The sequence below is a fragment of the Aeribacillus pallidus genome (genome assembly GCF_050478865.1).
Taxonomy (GTDB): Bacteria; Bacillota; Bacilli; order Bacillales; family JACDOC01; genus JACDOC01.
On record NZ_JBCNBW010000047.1, the window covers coordinates 1 to 17,585 of the forward strand.

The 17,585-nt window shown below is 38.4% G+C and carries 13 protein-coding genes; 3 read left to right on the top strand and 10 right to left on the bottom strand.

The genetic code is table 11. The features are described from left to right. Window positions 1-286 precede the first annotated feature (286 nt). The 3 genes from ABES52_RS11215 to ABES52_RS11225 all read right to left on the bottom strand — a co-directional run bounded on the left by ABES52_RS11215 (window position 287) and on the right by ABES52_RS11225 (window position 3,577). Window positions 287-1,336, bottom strand: a complete 1,050-nt coding sequence (locus ABES52_RS11215; protein ID WP_429651243.1) for a M14 family metallopeptidase — start codon at window positions 1,334-1,336, stop codon at window positions 287-289. Between the two features lie 336 nt (window positions 1,337-1,672). Beyond that, window positions 1,673-2,215: a cupin domain-containing protein gene (locus tag ABES52_RS11220; protein ID WP_429651244.1), complete on the bottom strand. Its 543-nt coding sequence runs from the start codon at window positions 2,213-2,215 to the stop codon at window positions 1,673-1,675. Between the two features lie 204 nt (window positions 2,216-2,419). After that, entirely contained in the window at window positions 2,420-3,577 is a 1,158-nt protein-coding gene (locus ABES52_RS11225) for an SEC-C metal-binding domain-containing protein (RefSeq protein ID WP_429651245.1), read from the bottom strand. A 167-nt stretch (window positions 3,578-3,744) separates the two neighbouring features. On the opposite strand from ABES52_RS11225, the gene ABES52_RS11230 reads away from it, so the two are divergent. Further along, window positions 3,745-4,212: a GNAT family N-acetyltransferase gene (locus ABES52_RS11230; protein WP_429651246.1), complete on the top strand. Its 468-nt coding sequence runs from the start codon at window positions 3,745-3,747 to the stop codon at window positions 4,210-4,212. Window positions 4,213-5,086: 874 nt separating this feature from the next. On the opposite strand, the gene ABES52_RS11235 is transcribed toward ABES52_RS11230, so the two are convergent. The 6 genes from ABES52_RS11235 to ABES52_RS11260 form a co-directional block, all read right to left on the bottom strand. Continuing rightward, a complete protein-coding gene (locus ABES52_RS11235; protein WP_429651247.1) occupies window positions 5,087-6,871 on the bottom strand; it encodes a M3 family oligoendopeptidase in 1,785 nt (594 codons plus the stop codon). Window positions 6,872-6,989: 118 nt separating this feature from the next. Then, window positions 6,990-8,642, bottom strand: coding sequence for a glycerol-3-phosphate dehydrogenase/oxidase (locus tag ABES52_RS11240; protein ID WP_429651248.1), 1,653 nt, complete (start codon window positions 8,640-8,642; stop codon window positions 6,990-6,992). Window positions 8,643-8,797: 155 nt separating this feature from the next. After that, entirely contained in the window at window positions 8,798-10,288 is a 1,491-nt protein-coding gene (gene glpK, locus ABES52_RS11245; protein ID WP_429651249.1) for a glycerol kinase GlpK, read from the bottom strand. A gap of 17 nt (window positions 10,289-10,305) precedes the next feature. Continuing rightward, complete coding sequence (locus tag ABES52_RS11250; RefSeq protein WP_429651250.1) at window positions 10,306-11,130, bottom strand: MIP/aquaporin family protein; 825 nt, start codon at window positions 11,128-11,130, stop codon at window positions 10,306-10,308. Between the two features lie 168 nt (window positions 11,131-11,298). Next, window positions 11,299-11,856, bottom strand: coding sequence for a glycerol-3-phosphate responsive antiterminator (locus tag ABES52_RS11255; RefSeq protein WP_429651268.1), 558 nt, complete (start codon window positions 11,854-11,856; stop codon window positions 11,299-11,301). 18 nt (window positions 11,857-11,874) lie between these two features. Beyond that, a complete protein-coding gene (locus ABES52_RS11260) occupies window positions 11,875-12,519 on the bottom strand; it encodes an HD domain-containing protein (protein WP_429651251.1) in 645 nt (214 codons plus the stop codon). Window positions 12,520-13,799: 1,280 nt separating this feature from the next. Here ABES52_RS11260 and ABES52_RS11265 point away from each other — a divergent pair. After that, entirely contained in the window at window positions 13,800-14,816 is a 1,017-nt protein-coding gene (locus ABES52_RS11265) for a nuclease-related domain-containing protein (protein WP_429651252.1), read from the top strand. 15 nt (window positions 14,817-14,831) lie between these two features. Here ABES52_RS11265 and ABES52_RS11270 read toward each other — a convergent pair whose 3' ends face one another. After that, window positions 14,832-15,701 carry a helix-turn-helix transcriptional regulator gene (locus ABES52_RS11270; protein WP_429651253.1) on the bottom strand — a complete coding sequence of 290 codons (870 nt, stop codon included), beginning with the start codon at window positions 15,699-15,701 and terminating at the stop codon, window positions 14,832-14,834. Window positions 15,702-15,824: 123 nt separating this feature from the next. On the opposite strand from ABES52_RS11270, the gene ABES52_RS11275 reads away from it, so the two are divergent. Then, a complete protein-coding gene (locus tag ABES52_RS11275) occupies window positions 15,825-17,177 on the top strand; it encodes an MATE family efflux transporter (protein ID WP_429651254.1) in 1,353 nt (450 codons plus the stop codon). Window positions 17,178-17,585 lie beyond the last annotated feature (408 nt).

Here is a 17,585-nt window from a genome sequence, read left to right on the forward strand (position 1 = left end):
CACAGAATATGGTGATGAGACAAAAAAACTAACAATGTAGAAAGAAGTTGGAAATGCTAACAGTTGCTTTTCTTGAATAAATTGCCTATATCATTTCCTTAACTCCATTAAAATACCAATCATCCCTACTTTTTGTGTCAAATGTAGGGATGATTTTTTGATTAAAGATTTATCATTTTTCTCAAAGCACTAAGTTCGGAACTTTCCCCCTAGATTACTCCCATGCCGGTCGCACAAAAAACGTGAACAAACATTCACCCGTTTGTTCACGTTTTTTTGTATCTTTTTATTCTCCACCTTTACTTCCACTTAGTGGGAGTGTATCCCAGAAGGAAGTATCGGCGTGTTCAATCGAACCATCAGCAATTGCTTTAGCCGTTGCTTCCAGTGCAATCACCGCTTGTTTAATTAAGTAGCCGTTACTTTTTTGGCCTAATACGTATGACTCATTATAATGATCAGCCATCCCCCTCATTTCAAACAACAACGTCGCAATTCCATATTCAGTTGCTAGACCATTACGGCTTATCGTATTGGCACTACCACCATTATATTTGGAAAGTGTTCCAAAGCCTCTTTTTTCAATTTCGTGGTATAAAACAGCACCAAGCTTTTTCGAACGTTCAACTACTTCGGGATCAACCTCTTCATTCGTCGGATAAAGAATTGAGCCTGATACTAGCTCATCACTGTCACCTAGTGTCGTCTGTGTTCCTTGATGATGAAGATCAATCATATAATCAATCTTATATTTTTGAAGTACATTTTCATGTAACGCTTTTGTCTCAGGCTGTTCTCGGTCAACATGGTCACGATTTAAATCAACACCGTTGGCATTATATCGGGTATGCGTACCGGCAACATAATTGTCTAAAGAGAAATTAACATCCCCCTCAGCTCCATCTACATTTAATCGCGGTGCTACTAAAATGTTCACATTGTCTAAAATTTCTTTTACCTGCTTACTATTCGATGTTAAGTGTTGTATAAATTTTAAGGCCCCTTCAGTAGTCAGTGTTTCATTTCCATGTTGTTGCGTTAAATATAAAATCGTTGGATTGTTTTCATTGTTACCGAATTTAGCAAGATACAAATCGCGACCTTTCACAGATTGTCCATAAACTTCAAGTGTAAGCGCATCCGATTGACTGTCTAACCTTTTTAAAAACTTTACCATTTCCTCATATGAATGCAATCGTTCATTTTTAATGGTCTCATTTCCGTTGTAGTTTGGTCCTTCGCCAACAGCTCCTACAGAATGAGTAGCGACTCCAAATGTTAACCCAGTACTTAAAAGAGCACCTGATAATACAATATGTAAGGCTTTTTTATTCAAGATGAATGCACCTCCATTGAATATTTTTGACACTTTAACTATTCAATGGGGAAAAATTAAAACCTTTTCATTTTCAAAAAACAGGAAAATAGTACGAATAGTGGGAATTTTTTACCGAACTTCTAAGAATCTAATTTACCATAAAAATCCAACATCATTATTAAAGATAACTGGTCCTTTAGTGCAATAAGAAAAAAAGCCACCAATGATGGCAGCTGGATCTTCAATTGGTGGCGTCCGTTAATTGAATAACAAACTTATAAAAAATTACAAAATAGTTCTCTAATTTCGTAAGAACAATTCTAATAGTATATTTTTGAAACCACGTTCTTCTTTTTATTCTTCAGCTGCCATGGCATCGGCTTTTGTTACATGTACAGTACCACGTGGATGTTCTGGAGGTGCATAGATTGAGTAAAGTTTTAGCGGGATATTACCTGTATTGGTTACATTGTGCCATGTTCCTGCAGGTATCATAATAGCAGAGTCATCATACACTTTTCTTTCAAAGTTTAAATGATCTTTACTCTTGCCCATTTGAACAATCCCTTGACCTTGTTCAATACGTAAGAATTGATCAACATGAGGGTGAATTTCCAAACCGATATCTTCGCCAACATTGAGACTCATCAACGTAACTTGCAAATGATTTCCTGTCCATAAAGCGGTACGATACGTATTGTTTTGCTTCGTAGCCTCATTGATATTAACTACAAACGGTTCTGATCCATAATCTTTTAACTTAATTTTATCTTTTCCCTTTGATGATTGTATCCCTATCTCATTAGGAATCGTCCAGTATACAGGCTGTCTTCCATAGTTATACATGGGTACGGTAACATAATAAGGATATGGATACATATAAGGAACATAGTACATGTTTCTCATTCCCTTCACAGATTTATTAAATTATCCTATGTACTATGTTTAGGGAATGTACTTATTTAAAGAAATCGTTGTTAGCCTAAAACAAACAGCCCTTTAATGGAACAAGAAAAGATGGAGTTTTTTGAACAATATTTTTTGTGAATTTTTAGTAAAAAAACATGCACCCTCTTCTGTTCAAAGAGAGCGTACGTTCCATTACTTCAAGCAGCACTTTTTATATTTTTTTCCGCTTCCACACGGACAAGGATCGTTACGTCCGACTTTTTCAGTATTTCGAAAAGGCATGTTCAATAATAAATCTCCCTGATTTTTTTGAAAACGCAACTCATTTTCTAATGCTACTCGTTTCCAATGTTCCATAAGAGGGTGATTCTTGTCCATTACTTTAAACCACCCATAAAGTAATTCTTCTACTTCAATGAGAAATGAACGATAGTCGTGATGAATATAATCTTCTATTTCCGGCATTGCCTCATCCGTAAGCTGATGACAAAGGGCTTCAATCACTAACGCTTTCGTTTCTTCATCTTCCTGTTCCCAATACACTTTTCGTAATACATCCACTGCCAAAGGAGTTTTTGTATTACCTAATATAGAAATTGCAAAAATTTCCGATTCTTGTTTCATCGCGTATGGGGCCACTGCTCGAACCACATCATCCGATTGGAAGACCGTTAACGCATCGGAAACTTCTTCCAACAAGATGTCTTCATCGCGCACCAACAAGCTTGCCAATACCGGAATGTATTTTTCTAACCGAAGTAAGCCAATGGCATAAACCATCAAGATTCCGTTATCAGAAAACCATTCATTATTTAACTCTTCGTGTAAAACCATATCGATTTCTTTTTCATCGATCCATCCTTTTTGGACGAGGGTTTTTATGAGCAGTTTCGCCTTTGAGTATAGCTTTTGGTTAAACCTTTCTTCATTATTCAACTGTCCTAAAACGGCGCAATATTCTTCCCACACTTCTTCTTCACTGCCATTTGCAAGCAGGCGATAAAACTCGATTGTTTCTTTTGTAAGAATATTTCCTAGTTCGACTTGATATTTTACGACAACCTCAGGAGGTAATTGCTTAATAAGTTCGAGGTACAAATGTGTGTTTACTTTATCGGTTTTATTGATTCCATCAATTAATAGCTTTGCAGCTTCATCATTGAGCGGATGGTTTCTAATATCTATTAATACATACAATTCCTTTTCTTTATGATGGATCGCTTCATTAATAAGTTGAGTCGTCCATTCAGCTGGCACTTCCGGATATTCTTGTAATGCGTACAACACGAATTTTTGAACAAATAAATCATTACTCGTTAAATGGGGTTGAATTTTTTGTAAAAAGTTCAAAAAGATCTTCCTTTCACTTGTTTTCGTTCGATTTATTTCTATCATAGCTAAAAATATACATTTATGCGATTGATTTTAAAATGGTTTCAAATGATTGCCCTTAAACAGATTATTGACAATTCACACAAGATTTTTCAAAATATAGAAAACAAGAAAGGGAGACAAATATGAAGATCTACGAAACGAAGGATGCCCGTTTAATTGCTCGCCTCAATAAGCCCGTGCACGACTTGCATGTCACCAGAGCACCAGAAGTATTTAAGCCATATGACGAAACAGCGATGACCGCTTTTTTCGAAGAAATCATTCAAATTGAGAATCATTTGTTCTATGTCGTGGAAAATGAAGACGGACACTCAGCTGGCTACATCTGGGTAGAAATGAAACAATCAAAAGAAACTCCGTTTAAATATGCTTCATCAACTCTCTTTGTTCACCAACTGAGCGTCAATGAAAATGAGCGAGGGAAAGGATATGGACGAGCCTTATTAAAACATGCAGAACATATAGCCAAGTCTCATCAAATATCGTCCATTCAACTCGATTATTGGGAATTTAACGTGGAAGCGAACAATTTTTATAAAAAACAAGGCTTTGAACCTACACGCCAACATGTCATCAAGCATCTTTCATAAGAAAAAAATTCTTTAAGAGCAAATTTATCGGTTATGGGAAAATTTTTTTGATTTATGAGAAAAAATCGGAAGTTTATGGAAAAAAACCGTAAATTTATGAGAAAAAATGTTAAATTTATGGGCAAAAATTCACATTCATGAGAAAAACATCTGCTTTATAGAAAAAACTGCAGGTTTATGGGATTCATGCAAAAATTGCAGGTTTATGAGAAAAGTTCAGGGTTATGAGAAATACTTTTGTTTTATGAGAAACAATTCTCAATTTATGAGAAAAAACTTCAAATTTATGAGAAAAAATTAATTATTTATGAGAAAAAATGAATTTTTATGAGAAAACACCTGTTTACGAGAAAAAAATTCAAGATTATGAGAAAAACTTCTTATTATGAGAACAATTCCTGTTTTATGAGAAACAATTCTCGATTTATGAGAAAAAACTTCAAATTTATGAGAAAAAATTATTTATTTATGGGAAAAAAATAAATTTCTATGAGAAAAAATATCAGTTCATGGGAAAAAACGCAATTTTATAAGAAAAAAAATTTCCCGTTTATAGGTTCAGATACATGAAAAAACTTCTCTTTATGCGAAAACTGCTGCTTTATGAGAAAAATTCAAGCTTATGGGAATTACTCCTGATTATGAGAAACAATTCCCGATTTATGAGCAAAAACTTCAGATTTATGAGAAATAATTATTCGTTTATGGGAAAAATTTAATTTTTATGAGAAAACCTATTAGTTTATGAGAAAATCTATTAGATTATGAGAAAACCTATTAGTTTATGAGAAACCTATTCGTTTTTAGAAAAATACTTCTATAAAAAAATGCTAGTTCCCGTATGCGTAGAACTAGCATTTCGTTTTATTATCGATTAAATCATGTCTTCTGTTAATTCAAGAAACTCTTCGACCTCTTGGGCAATTAGCTTTAATCCATGTTCCCAGAAATCTTTCTGCGTTAAATCTACTTGTAAATGTTTGTAAGCTAGATCTTCCACTTGCATGGAACCCGTATCTTTTAATAATGCAATGTATTTGTCTTCAAAGGCGGTTCCCTCTTCTAATGCTCTTGCATAAATCCCGAGTGAAAATAAGTACCCAAACGTATATGGGAAGTTGTAGAACGGAACCCCCGTAATATGGAAGTGTAGTTTGGAAGCCCAAAAGTATGGATAATATTCGGCCAAAGCTCCACTATAGGCTTGCTGTTGGGCTTGGTACATCAGTTCATTTAAGCGTTCGGTTGAGACCCATCCTTTTTTCCGCTCCTCATAAAAGGCGGTTTCAAATAGAAACCGGGCATGGATGTTCATGAGAAGCGCCACACTTCGTTGCAATTTATCTTCAAGTAGAGCTACTTTTTCTTCTTTTGTACGAGCTTCACGAACGGATGCATCGGCCACGATCATTTCAGCAAACGTAGAGGCTGTTTCAGCGACATTCATCGCATAAAAGCTATTTAACGGATGAACGCCTTTCATGGCATATTGGTGGAACGCATGACCTAATTCATGCGCCAATGTTGCAATGTTCCCAGGAGTTCCTGAGTAGGTCATAAAAATTCGAGACTGCCCGCTTTCAGGAAAACTTGTACAAAATCCACCCGGTCTTTTTCCTGGTCGGTCTTCGGCTTCAATCCACCGGTCCAAAAATGCATGTTCCGTAAAGTTTTGTAACTTTTTACCAAACTTACCGAAATGCCTAATAATAAATTCCGCCCCTTCTTGGTAAGACACCTTACCGGTTACCTTACCGACCGGTGCGTCTAAATCGTACCAAGCCACTTGGTCGATACCAAGTAACTCCGCTTTTCTTTGTAAATATCTCACAAGTGGTGCTTTATATTGTTCAATTTGTTTCCACATCATGTCTAGCGTTTCTTTTTCCATGCGGTTCAGATCAAGTGGTTCTTTTAAGACATCCTCCCATCCACGCTTTTTGTAAACAGCTAGTCGATAACCTCCAAGGTGGTTCAATGTTCTCGTGAACAGGTCGGCTTGATTTCCCCACGCTTTTTCCCATTCTTCGGCTACCTGTTTTCGTACCGTTCGGTCGGGATGAGAAAATTTATTAGACGCTTGGCCGACCGAAAGCTGTTCCACTTTTCCGTTTTCTTCAAACGGAATCGTCATTTTCGCGACGATATCGGCGTACATTTCTCCCCAACTATGATAGCCGTCGACCGATAAGGACTGAATTAACGTTTCTTCTTCCAGTGAAAGCTTTTCTTTGGCGCGTCTTCTTCTTTCATTTATTACAAACGATAGTTCCTTTAATTCTTCCCATTGAAGCCCTAGTTCCCATTCAGAATCATGAATCGAAACCAGTTTTTGATCCACGAGAGTTAAAATGTTATTCAATTCAGCATAAAGGGAAGTAACCGTATTTCCGAGCTGGCTTGCTTTTTTATCGGCTGTATTTTGTGCCTTTAAACAGTTCACAAATGCACTAGCCTCGCGTATCTTTGCTGCTACCGTTTTATACTCGTCTAATAGACTCGGCAATTGTTCCATTCCGTGACATTGCTCCGCATGGACGCGAAAACGATTCATCAGAGATTCCAGTTCCTTTAAATACTGCTTAAATTCTTCGGAATCACTTCCACCTAAAAAAAAGACGTCTAAATCCCATGTTTCTACATATTGATTTATTTTCATCCGTCTCCCCCAATTACTTTTATTTTATAGCCTATTTAAATATTACCATAATTTTCTTGAAGATTCGATCTATTCTAAAATTAAAAAGTAGACGCTGGAAGTGTTCCAGCGTCGTCCATTAACGATTAACCTTTGTTTTTTGCAAATCAACTGGGATAACGGCATCGGTCAGTTCTTGTTCTAGTTCGTCCGTGTACGTTTGTTTTTCATCTTGTGTCCAACCAAAATAAACATCCATTTCATCGATGACGGCTTGTTTCCATTGATGAACCCATTGGATATTGAAAAACAAAGCTCCGGTTCGGCGGATGAAAAAGTCGACCGGCTTGCAAACCATTTCTTCTTCTAAGGCGTACTTCAGTTGGGCATAGACCATAATTGGAAGGGTGCCTCCTTCATAAGACTGGGCGATTCGGAACAGGTGGTCGACATTGGAACCGTACATTTTCGCTAATTGCTTTCCTTCTTCTTCCGTGAGTCCATAACGAATCGCTTCTTTTCCTTTTTGTTCGATAAAATGCGGGAGGTTTTCCGAGCCCCCAACCTCTCCACCGGAAATCGGCAACCGCTTTGTTTGACATGGAGGAAACGGAGCACGTCCCTGTTGTTCCAATCGTTTAGCTACTAAATCCACTACGGTTTCGGCCATTTTCCGATAGCCCGTTAATTTTCCTCCGGCAATGGTGATTAAGCCGCTTTCTCCTTCCCAAATTTCGTCTTTACGGGAAATTTCGGACGGGTCTTTTCCTTCTTCGTATATGAGCGGTCGTACGCCCGCCCAGCTCGATTCCACATCTTGTTCCGTTACGTTAACGGAAGGGAACATGTAGCGAATGGCGTTTAACACGTATGCTCGATCTTCCGCGAGCATTTTTGGATGGGCCGGGTTATTGTCATAAAACGTATCCGTTGTTCCGACGTACGTTTTTCCATCCCGTGGAATCGCAAATACCATTCGTCCATCTGGTGTATCAAAATAAATCGCTTGCTTGAGCGGGAAGACCGATTGATCAATCACTAAATGAATCCCTTTTGTTAGACGGAGTTTTTTTCCATTTTTTGAATAGTCTTTGTTGCGAACGCGATCCACCCACGGTCCAGCGGCGTTGACAACGACATCCCCTTTAATCGCATACGTCTCGCCAGTTAACACGTCACAAACGTGAATCCCTTTCACTTGCTGGTTGACATAGATAAATTCTTCCGCTTTTGTATAATTGACACAAACTGCTCCTTTTTCCACCGCTTTTTTTATCACTTCAATCGTTAGGCGTGCGTCATCGGTTCGATATTCGACATAGTAGCCCCCGCCTTTGAGTCCTTCTTTTTTGAGCAGTGGTTCTTTTTGAATCGTTTCTTCTCGGGACAGCATTTTACGCCGTTCGGATTTTTTCACCCCTGCTAAATAATCGTAAACAAATAATCCAAGAGAGGTACTCCACTTACCGAACGTTCCCCCTTCATGAATCGGGAGCAGCATCCATTCTGGAGTGGTGACATGCGGGCCGTTTTCGTACACAATGGCACGTTCTTTTCCGACTTCAGCGACCATTTTGACTTCGAATTGTTTTAAATAACGTAAGCCTCCGTGGACGAGCTTCGTCGAACGGCTGGACGTTCCGGCAGCAAAGTCCTGCATTTCTACAAGCGCCACTTTCATCCCCCGAGTAGCCGCATCTAATGCAATACCTGCTCCAGTGATCCCACCACCAATCACGATCAGGTCAAATCGTTCTTGTTGCAAACGCTCTTTGAATGGTTGGCGTTTCATGCTAGTTCCTCCTTTGTTTCGGAAAAAAGCAAAAAGAGACCACCGTACATTATGACTACATCCATAATGTCGAATGGTCTCTCTTCGTCTCTTACCGAACTATGAACTTGTTACTTTTATAATAACATATTTTTATAGAAATGGAAACAACTTTCTTATTTAAACGCCATGGTTGCACGAACGGCTTTTTTCCATCCTTCGTAAAGGTTTGTACGCTCTTGTTCACTCATAGTTGGTTCAAACGAGCGGTCTAGATTCCATTGGCTCGCAATTTCTTCGCGGTTGTTCCAATACCCAACCGCAAGACCAGCTAAATACGCGGCCCCAAGAGCGGTCGTTTCGTTTACAACTGGACGCTCTACCGGTACATTGAGGATGTCGCTTTGGAATTGCATTAAGAAGTTATTTTTTACAGCCCCTCCGTCGACGCGTAGCGCTTTTAAGGAAATCCCGGAGTCTTTTTCCATGGCCGTTAACACGTCTTTCGTTTGGTAGGCTAATGATTCAAGGGTGGCACGAACGAAATGTTCTTTTTTCGTCCCGCGGGTTAATCCAAACACTGCTCCGCGTACATCGCTATCCCAATACGGTGTTCCAAGGCCGACGAACGCTGGAACGACATAGACACCCTCGGTTGATTCCACTCGAGTTGCATACATTTCACTATCTTTAGCTTCTTTAAACATGCGCAGACCATCTCGAAGCCATTGAATCGCAGAACCCGCCACAAAAATACTTCCCTCTAAGGCGTACTCCACTTTTCCATCAATGCCCCACGCTAATGTTGTTAATAAGCCATGATCCGAACGGACCGCTTTTTCCCCTGTATTCATGAGCATAAAGCAACCCGTTCCATACGTGTTTTTTGCCATTCCTTTTTCAAAGCATGCTTGACCGAACAGTGCGGCTTGTTGGTCCCCGGCTGCTCCGGCAATTGGCACTTTTTGTCCGAAGAAGTGTTCCGGAATGGTTGTACCATACACTTCTGAAGATGGACGCACTTCTGGTAACATCGATTTTGGCACATTTAATATGTCTAACAGTTCATCGTCCCATTGTAAGTCAAAAATATTGTACATAAGCGTCCGGGAAGCATTCGAATAATCGGTCACGTGAGCTTTTCCGCCAGAAAGCTTCCAAATCAGCCACGTATCGATCGTACCGAAAAGAAGGTCACCGTTTTCCGCTTTTTCCCGAGCGCCTTCGACATTGTCTAAAATCCATTTCACTTTGGTCCCCGAAAAGTACGCGTCGATAAGTAATCCCGTTTTTTGGCGGAACAGTTCGTCATACCCTTTTTCTTTTAATTCGTCACAAATATCCGCTGTTTGACGTGATTGCCAAACGATCGCATTGTATACTGGTTTCCCAGTATGTTTGTCCCAAACGACGGTTGTTTCGCGTTGGTTGGTAATCCCGATCGCTGCCACTTGCTCCGGCTTAACGTTCACTTCTGAAAGAACAGAAGCCATGACCGCTAAAATGGAACCCCAAATTTCATTCGCATCATGTTCGACCCAACCTGGCTTTGGGAAGTGTTGCGTAAATTCTTTTTGGGCCATGTGCACCACTTCCCCTTTTTGATTAAACAAAATCGCCCGAGAGCTTGTTGTTCCTTGGTCAAGAGCTAAAATATATTTTTCCATCCAAATCTACTCCTTTCTTACACAGAGATTTGTTTTGAGTGTGTTGAAGCGCTTACTTTCTTATCCAATAAAGAGGCAAGCATTAATACCAATACGATGGTAGCAAGCAACACCCAGAATGGTGTAACCATTTTACCTAAAAAGATTGCTTTATAGAATAAACCTCCAAACGAACCACCTAACAATGGTCCAACCACTGGTACCCAAGCGTACCCCCAGTTCGAGCTTCCTTTTCCAGGGATCGGAAGCACAAAGTGAGCAATGCGGGGACCTAAATCACGTGCCGGGTTAATCGCGTATCCAGTCGTTCCTCCAAGCGATAATCCGATGCTCACAATAAGGAATCCAACGATTAATGGGTTCAGACCTTCGGTAAATTCGTTAGCACCAATGGCTAAAATACTGACTACTAAAACAAATGTACCTATGATTTCGCTTATTAAGTTGGAAAAATAATGTGGAATCGCTGGTCCTGTAGAAAATACTCCTAACTTCGCTCCTGGATCATCGGTCACTTTCCAATGCGGGAAGTAGTGTAAAAAGACGATACATGCACCTATAAATGCACCAATCATTTGCGCAAGAATATAGTTTGGTACGTCACTCCATGGAAAATCGCCAGTAAACGCTAAAGCTAAGGTCACCGCTGGGTTGATATGAGCGCCGCTGATTTGACCAACGGCATAGACAGCAACCGCTACCCCAAGTCCCCATCCAAACGTGATGACGATCCATCCTGAATTATGCGCAAACGATTTTTTTAAACTAACTCCGGCACAAACACCTCCTCCTAAAATAATTAAAATAGCTGTTCCGACAATTTCTCCGAAAAATGCTGACATGTTAGTGACCTCCTTTTTTACTTTGATTAAAAAAAAGAGACACACGTACCCTACTCACCTAAGGAACTGTGTGTCTCCATTTCTCTAACACTATGTATTAACTTATCTATGATGTTAGTAGAATTTGTAAGCGTTGTCAATATACTTTCTCCAAAATTTTCAAATAAATTAATAATTTGGTTCGAAGTGTTTCCATAAATCAACGTTGGATGTCGTGATTGCACAGGCCCCGGCTTGTAAAATGGCATCTACTTCTTCCACCGTTTCAATCAGCCCACCAGCAATAATATTGATGCCGGTTTCTTGTTTTAGTTTTTGGACAACTTTCGGGACCACTCCAGGCAGGACTTCGATAAAGTGGGGTTCGGTTTTTTGGACGAGTTTAATGCTTTTTTCCATCGCTGAGGAGTCGATAATAAACGCACGTTGAATCGCGTAAACCCCCTTTTGTTTTGCTTTTATAATGACGTTTCCTTTCGTGGAAATGATCCCATACGGCTTAATTTCTTGGCAAACATACTCGGTTGCATACTCGTCACTTTTAAGCCCATGGATCAAATCCATGTGTAAAAACATTTGTTTATTGGCTTGTTTGGCGTATTGAAACACGCTCTTTAACATTCCTACATGCATGTCCAAAAAGACGCCGTATGTATAGTTCGTCCGGAGAAGGAGGTCAAAATCCTTCATCGACCGGACGGCGGGTAGTATTTGTTGATTAAATATTGGCATTTCCTTACCTCCTTATACTTTTTCATGACGATTGATAATCATTTCGGTTATTTCGGATAGTTTCATAGCAGGAATTCCTTCTTCTTCCAGCATCTCCGGTAAAATATTTTTTAAGAAATATTGAACACAATGTAAATCATCATACTGGCAAATGGTGTCTAACGCCTCTTGGTACATTTCTAAAAAGAGCGGCTCTGGATTCCCTTTTTGAATTTCTCCAAACGACTCGTACAACAAGTCAATTTTATCCGCTACCGCTAAAATTTTTCCTTCTAAGGTGTCGTCTTTGGCTTCCGTAAAGCGGCGGAAGTATACATCCTGATACTCCTTCGGAAACTCTTTTAAAATAAACTTTTCCGTCATTTGTTTTTCCACTTGGTTAAAAAGTTCTTTTAATTCGTTGGAGGCATATTTGACCGGTGTCTTAATATCTCCAGTGAACAACTCTGGATAATCGTGGTTGAGTGCTTTTTCATATAACGCTTTCCAATCGACCGTACGCCCCATTTGTTCTTCGACCGTTCCTAAAAACTGAGCGATTTTTGTTACTTTAAACGAATGGCTCGCCACAGAATGACTTTGATATTTAAACTTCCCTGGACAGCGATATAATTCTTCTAAATCAGATAAACTTTTAAAATAGTTATGAATTCCCATTGATGTACCCCCTTTGCTGTAAAATTTTAAGAGATTGTAGCACATGAAATCCTTTTCAGACAAATGTTTTATTAGTTTATGAAAAGGGAGAACATATGGAAATTGATGATTTGCTCATATTTGAGTATTTTGCTCTTAAATGATCGATTTTTTCTCGTAATTTCGTGACGGTTTCCCATAAATTTGAAATTTTTGCTCGTAATTTAGACGTTTTACTCATAAAGTTCAACTTTTCCCACAAAAATTCGATGCGAAACTCATTAGATGCTGCGTTTTGCTCATTAATTCGTATATTTGCTCCTAAATCATGAATTTTTTCTCATAAATTCGCGAAGGTTTCCCATAAAGTTAAAATTTTTGCTCGTAATTTAGATGTTTTGCTCATAAAATTTATCTTTTTCCCAATTTGATAGAAATGCTGCTTTGGATGCTGGGCTTTGCTCATAAATTCGATTTTTGCTCCTACATGATAAATTCTTTCTCATATCTTCGCGGAGTTTTCCCGTAAATTTGGAATTTTTACTCATAATTAGACATTTTGCTCATAAAATTAAACTTTTTCCCACAAAATATTTTTTTTAATTGATAGAAATTCACTGGATGCTGGGCTTTGCTCATAAATTCGTATTTTTGCTCCTACATGATAAATTCTTTCTCATATTTTCGCGGAGTTTTCCCATAAATTTGGTATTTTTACTCATAATTAGACATTTTGCTCATAAAATTAAACTTTTTCCCACAAAATATTTTTTAAAATTTGATAGAAATTCACTGGATGCTGGGTTTGCTCATAAATTCGATTTTTGCCCCTACATGATAAATTCTTTCTCATATTTTCGCGGAGTTTTCCCATAAATTTGGAATTTTTACTCATAATTAGACATTTTGCTCATAAAATTAAACTTTTTCCCACAAAATATTTTTTTTAATTGATAGAAATTCACTGGATGCTGGGCTTTGCTCATAAATTCGTATTTTTGCTCCTACATGATAAATTCTTTCTCATATTTTCGCAGACTTTTCCCATAAATATGAAATATTTGCTCGAAATTTAGACGTTTGCTCATAAAATTCATCTTTTTCTCACAAAATATTTTTTTAAATTTGATAGAACTTCTACTTTTATTTGGCTCCTAACTAATGAAATTTTGCTCATAACTTTGAGAAAGATTTCCAAATTTTGCTCATATCAAATTTTAAAAAGATGTAGTTTCTCATAAAAAATTTGAAGGAATTTTTATCAACATATCGAAATCAGAAGTAGAAAGGAGGAATGAAGTTTGATTATTAAACCTAGAGGTATTCCACTACGTATAGAACAAAATGCAGCTTTATTACGTAGACTTGTAAAACATCATCCGAAGCGATTAGACATTGAAGAAGATTTATCCAAACGAATCGCTGGCTTTCGCGGTGAACAACGGATAGACTACCAATTAAAACTACTACCTCAAGAAGATTATGATTTGTTTTTTGATTTACGATTAACCGATCACATCGCTTTTTTTCAATTAGATACCCTCATTGTTTCCCCTTATTTTTGTGCTATTCTCGAAGTCAAAAACATTTCCGGCACCCTCCAATTTGATTCCCAGTTCCAACAAATGATACGGATTTATGATGAAAAAGAAGAACGGTTTCCAAACCCCGTATTACAAGTGAAAAGACAACAGCTTCAGTTCGAACGTTGGTTAGCCCTTCACCAACTTCCTCCCGTTCCGATCGAATATGCAGCGGTTATTAGTAATTCCTCTACTATACTAAAATCTTCTTCAAACAGCCGTTTTTACGATGAAAAACGAATGATCCTTGACGAAGGAATATTAGAACAAATCGGAAAATGGTCGAAAATGTATAAAAAAAGAATGTTATCGTTGGATAACCTCAATCGATTGAAAAAGCTATTATTAAAGCACCATACTCCTTACCGGGTAAATATTTTAACGTTGTATAACATTGATTCCAAAGACATATTACGAGGGGTCATTTGTCCAAAATGTAGCCATGGACCGATGAAGCGGATTTTTGGAAAATGGCACTGTTCCAATTGTTTAACAACCTCTAAATCTACGCATATTCAAGCATTGTACGATTACTTTTTACTGTTTCAGCCGACTATTACGAATAAACAATTGCGTTCCTTTCTCCTTCTTCATGACCGTCATCACGCCAAATATTTGTTAAAACAATTACATCTCTCATCCAAAGGTCACAACAAAGATCGAGTATATTTCCTTCATGAAGAACTCTTTTCTCAATTAGGATATTCGAATGTCTTACAAACTCAGAAGTCTTGATAACAAGCTCCTCTTTTATAACTTACTCCGACTCATTTGTCTACGGTATTCCATCGGCGTCATTCCTTCTGTTTTTTTGAACAGCCGGGAAAAATACGTCACATCTTCGATCCCGACTTCTTTGGCAATGGCGGAAATTTTCAGATTAGTAGTTGAAAGTAGGCGTTTTGCTTTGGACAAGCGATAGTATGTTAGATATTGCATCGGGCTCATCCCCATCGTCTTTTGCATACATCGCGTCATATAATCGGGATGAAAATGTAATTGGCGAGATACATCTTTCATTTGAATCGGCTGCTGATAATGCCTATGAATATAGGATATGACTTGTTCGCAGACGTTTTCAGACGCACTCGGAATATGAATCGCCTGCTTTTGCAATTGGAGTAAAAATTCATAGAACACCATTTGCTGTTTTAACGCATAATCGACCGTTTGTTCTTCCGGCAGTCGGACTAATTGTATTAACAGCTGCTCCACGACTTCTTTTCGCGAAAGCTTTCCGTACTGAGGAAGGTGCATTTGATATCGGGCTGGTTCAACAAAGGTCGCCTCTTTTTCAAAAATATCTCCCCAACTAATTTCTTTGTCTTCTACCACTTGATAGTCGTGTTCAAGCATAAAATGCACCCAAATAAAATCGGTATCTTCCGTACACGGTCGATGACCAAAATGCTCTCGTTCTGGTAAAAGAATCATATATTCACCTTCAGCTACTGTATATGACTCGTTTTTTTCCGTCATAAATAAGGTCCCTTTTTGGACGTACAACAGATCAAACACCGAAAACGTACGTTTAAAATGCTTTTTTCCCTTAAGAAAAGTTGCTTCTCCCCCTTTAATGAACGTGGGAAATGGAGGAGCAGTAAACACAATCAGCGCCATCTTCACTCACCTTTTAGGTCGGAATAATCCAAATCATATCGTTTCCATCTCTTTCTATTATAAGCACTCCTAAGTACACTGAGAATAGTTTGCACGTCGGAATTCTCAAAAGGAGTGGACAGCATGAAGAACGTAAAAAACCTGTCCTTGTTTGCCATTACGTGGCCGATTTTCATTGAAATTTTACTCCATATGCTGATGGGGAACGCCGATACGTTAATGTTAAGCCAATACTCAGACGAATCCGTAGCAGCTGTAGGAGTTGCGAATCAAATTTTATTTGTCGTCATCGTTATGTTTGGTTTTATTGCTACGGGGACTTCTGTGTTAGTTGCTCAGCATTTAGGGGCTAAGGAAAATCAAGAAGCGGAAGAAGTCTCTAGAGTATCGATTGTCGGAAACTTACTGTTCGGACTCCTTCTTAGTGTATGTTTAATTGTTTTTGGGGAATCCATTCTACAGTTGATGAAGCTACCAAGAGAATTATTTACTGAAGCTTACGGGTATTTACTCATTGTTGGTGGTTTCTCATTTGTGCAGGCACTGATTATGACCATGGGAGCGATTTTAAAAAGCAATGGGTATACTCGAGATACGATGTACATTACGATTGGGATGAATCTGCTCAACGTGCTTGGCAATTACTTGTTCATATTCGGACCGTTCGGGTTTCCGGTGTTAGGTGTTCAAGGGGTGGCCATTTCCACGACCGTAAGCCGTGTGCTGGCAATGGGAGTCCTGTTTGTTTTACTCCTTAAACGAACGAGCTTGTCAATCCGGCCCTCTCTATGGTTCCCTTTACCGGTGCGCCATGTGAAAAACTTATTAAAAATCGGGATTCCATCCGCAGGAGAACATTTATCGTACACCTCATCCCAAATGCTCATTATGTACTTTATTACGATGATGGGTACCGAAGCAATTACAACGAGAATCTATACTCAAAATATCATGATGTTTATTTTTTTATTTGGCGTGGCGGTTAGTCAAGGAACGCAAATTATCATCGGACATTTAGTCGGGGCTAAGGCTTTTCAAGAAGCGTATGATCGGTGTTTAAAAAGTTTAAAGCTTGCAATCACCATTGCTATTGCCATGGCGATTGGTGTATCCATGTTTTCAGATACGCTTTTTTCTATCTTCACTTCGAACGATCACATTATTCAAACCGGGGGTACACTTTTATTATTAACGATAATTTTAGAACCAGGCCGCTCGTTTAACTTGGTCATCATTAATGCGTTACGGGCAGCAGGAGATGTGAAACTTCCTGTATACATGGGAATCTTGTCTATGTGGGGACTGAGTGTACCCATTTCCTATTTCCTTGGTATTGAGTTTGGCCTTGGGTTAATCGGGATTTGGATCGCCTTTATCATAGACGAATGGATTCGCGGACTCGTCATGCTTTGGCGTTGGCGGACGAGAGTGTGGGAACAAAAATCCTTTGTGAAGGCGGAGCTTAAAATAACTTAATGGCAAGTTATTTCAGTGTCGGGGAAAGAAGCTAAAATCAGGTTGATGAGTAAATTATACGGGTTATGGGAAATTTTTTGATATAGGAGAAAAGATTTCAAGATTATGAGTAAAAACTTTTGATTTATGAGAAAAAATTTCGATTTTATGAGAAATAATTTCAAGTTTATGAGAAAAACTCCAACTTTATGGGTAATCAATCCAAGTTATGAGCAAAAATTCCTACTTTATGAGAAATAACTCAAGTTCATAAGAAAAATCTCTACTTTATGAGAACTAAATTCAAATTTATGAGCAAAAATTCCTACTTTATGAGAAATAACTCAAGTTCATGAGAAAAATCTCTGCTTTATGAGAACTAAATTCAAATTTATGAGCAAAAATTCCTACTTTATGAGAAATAACTCA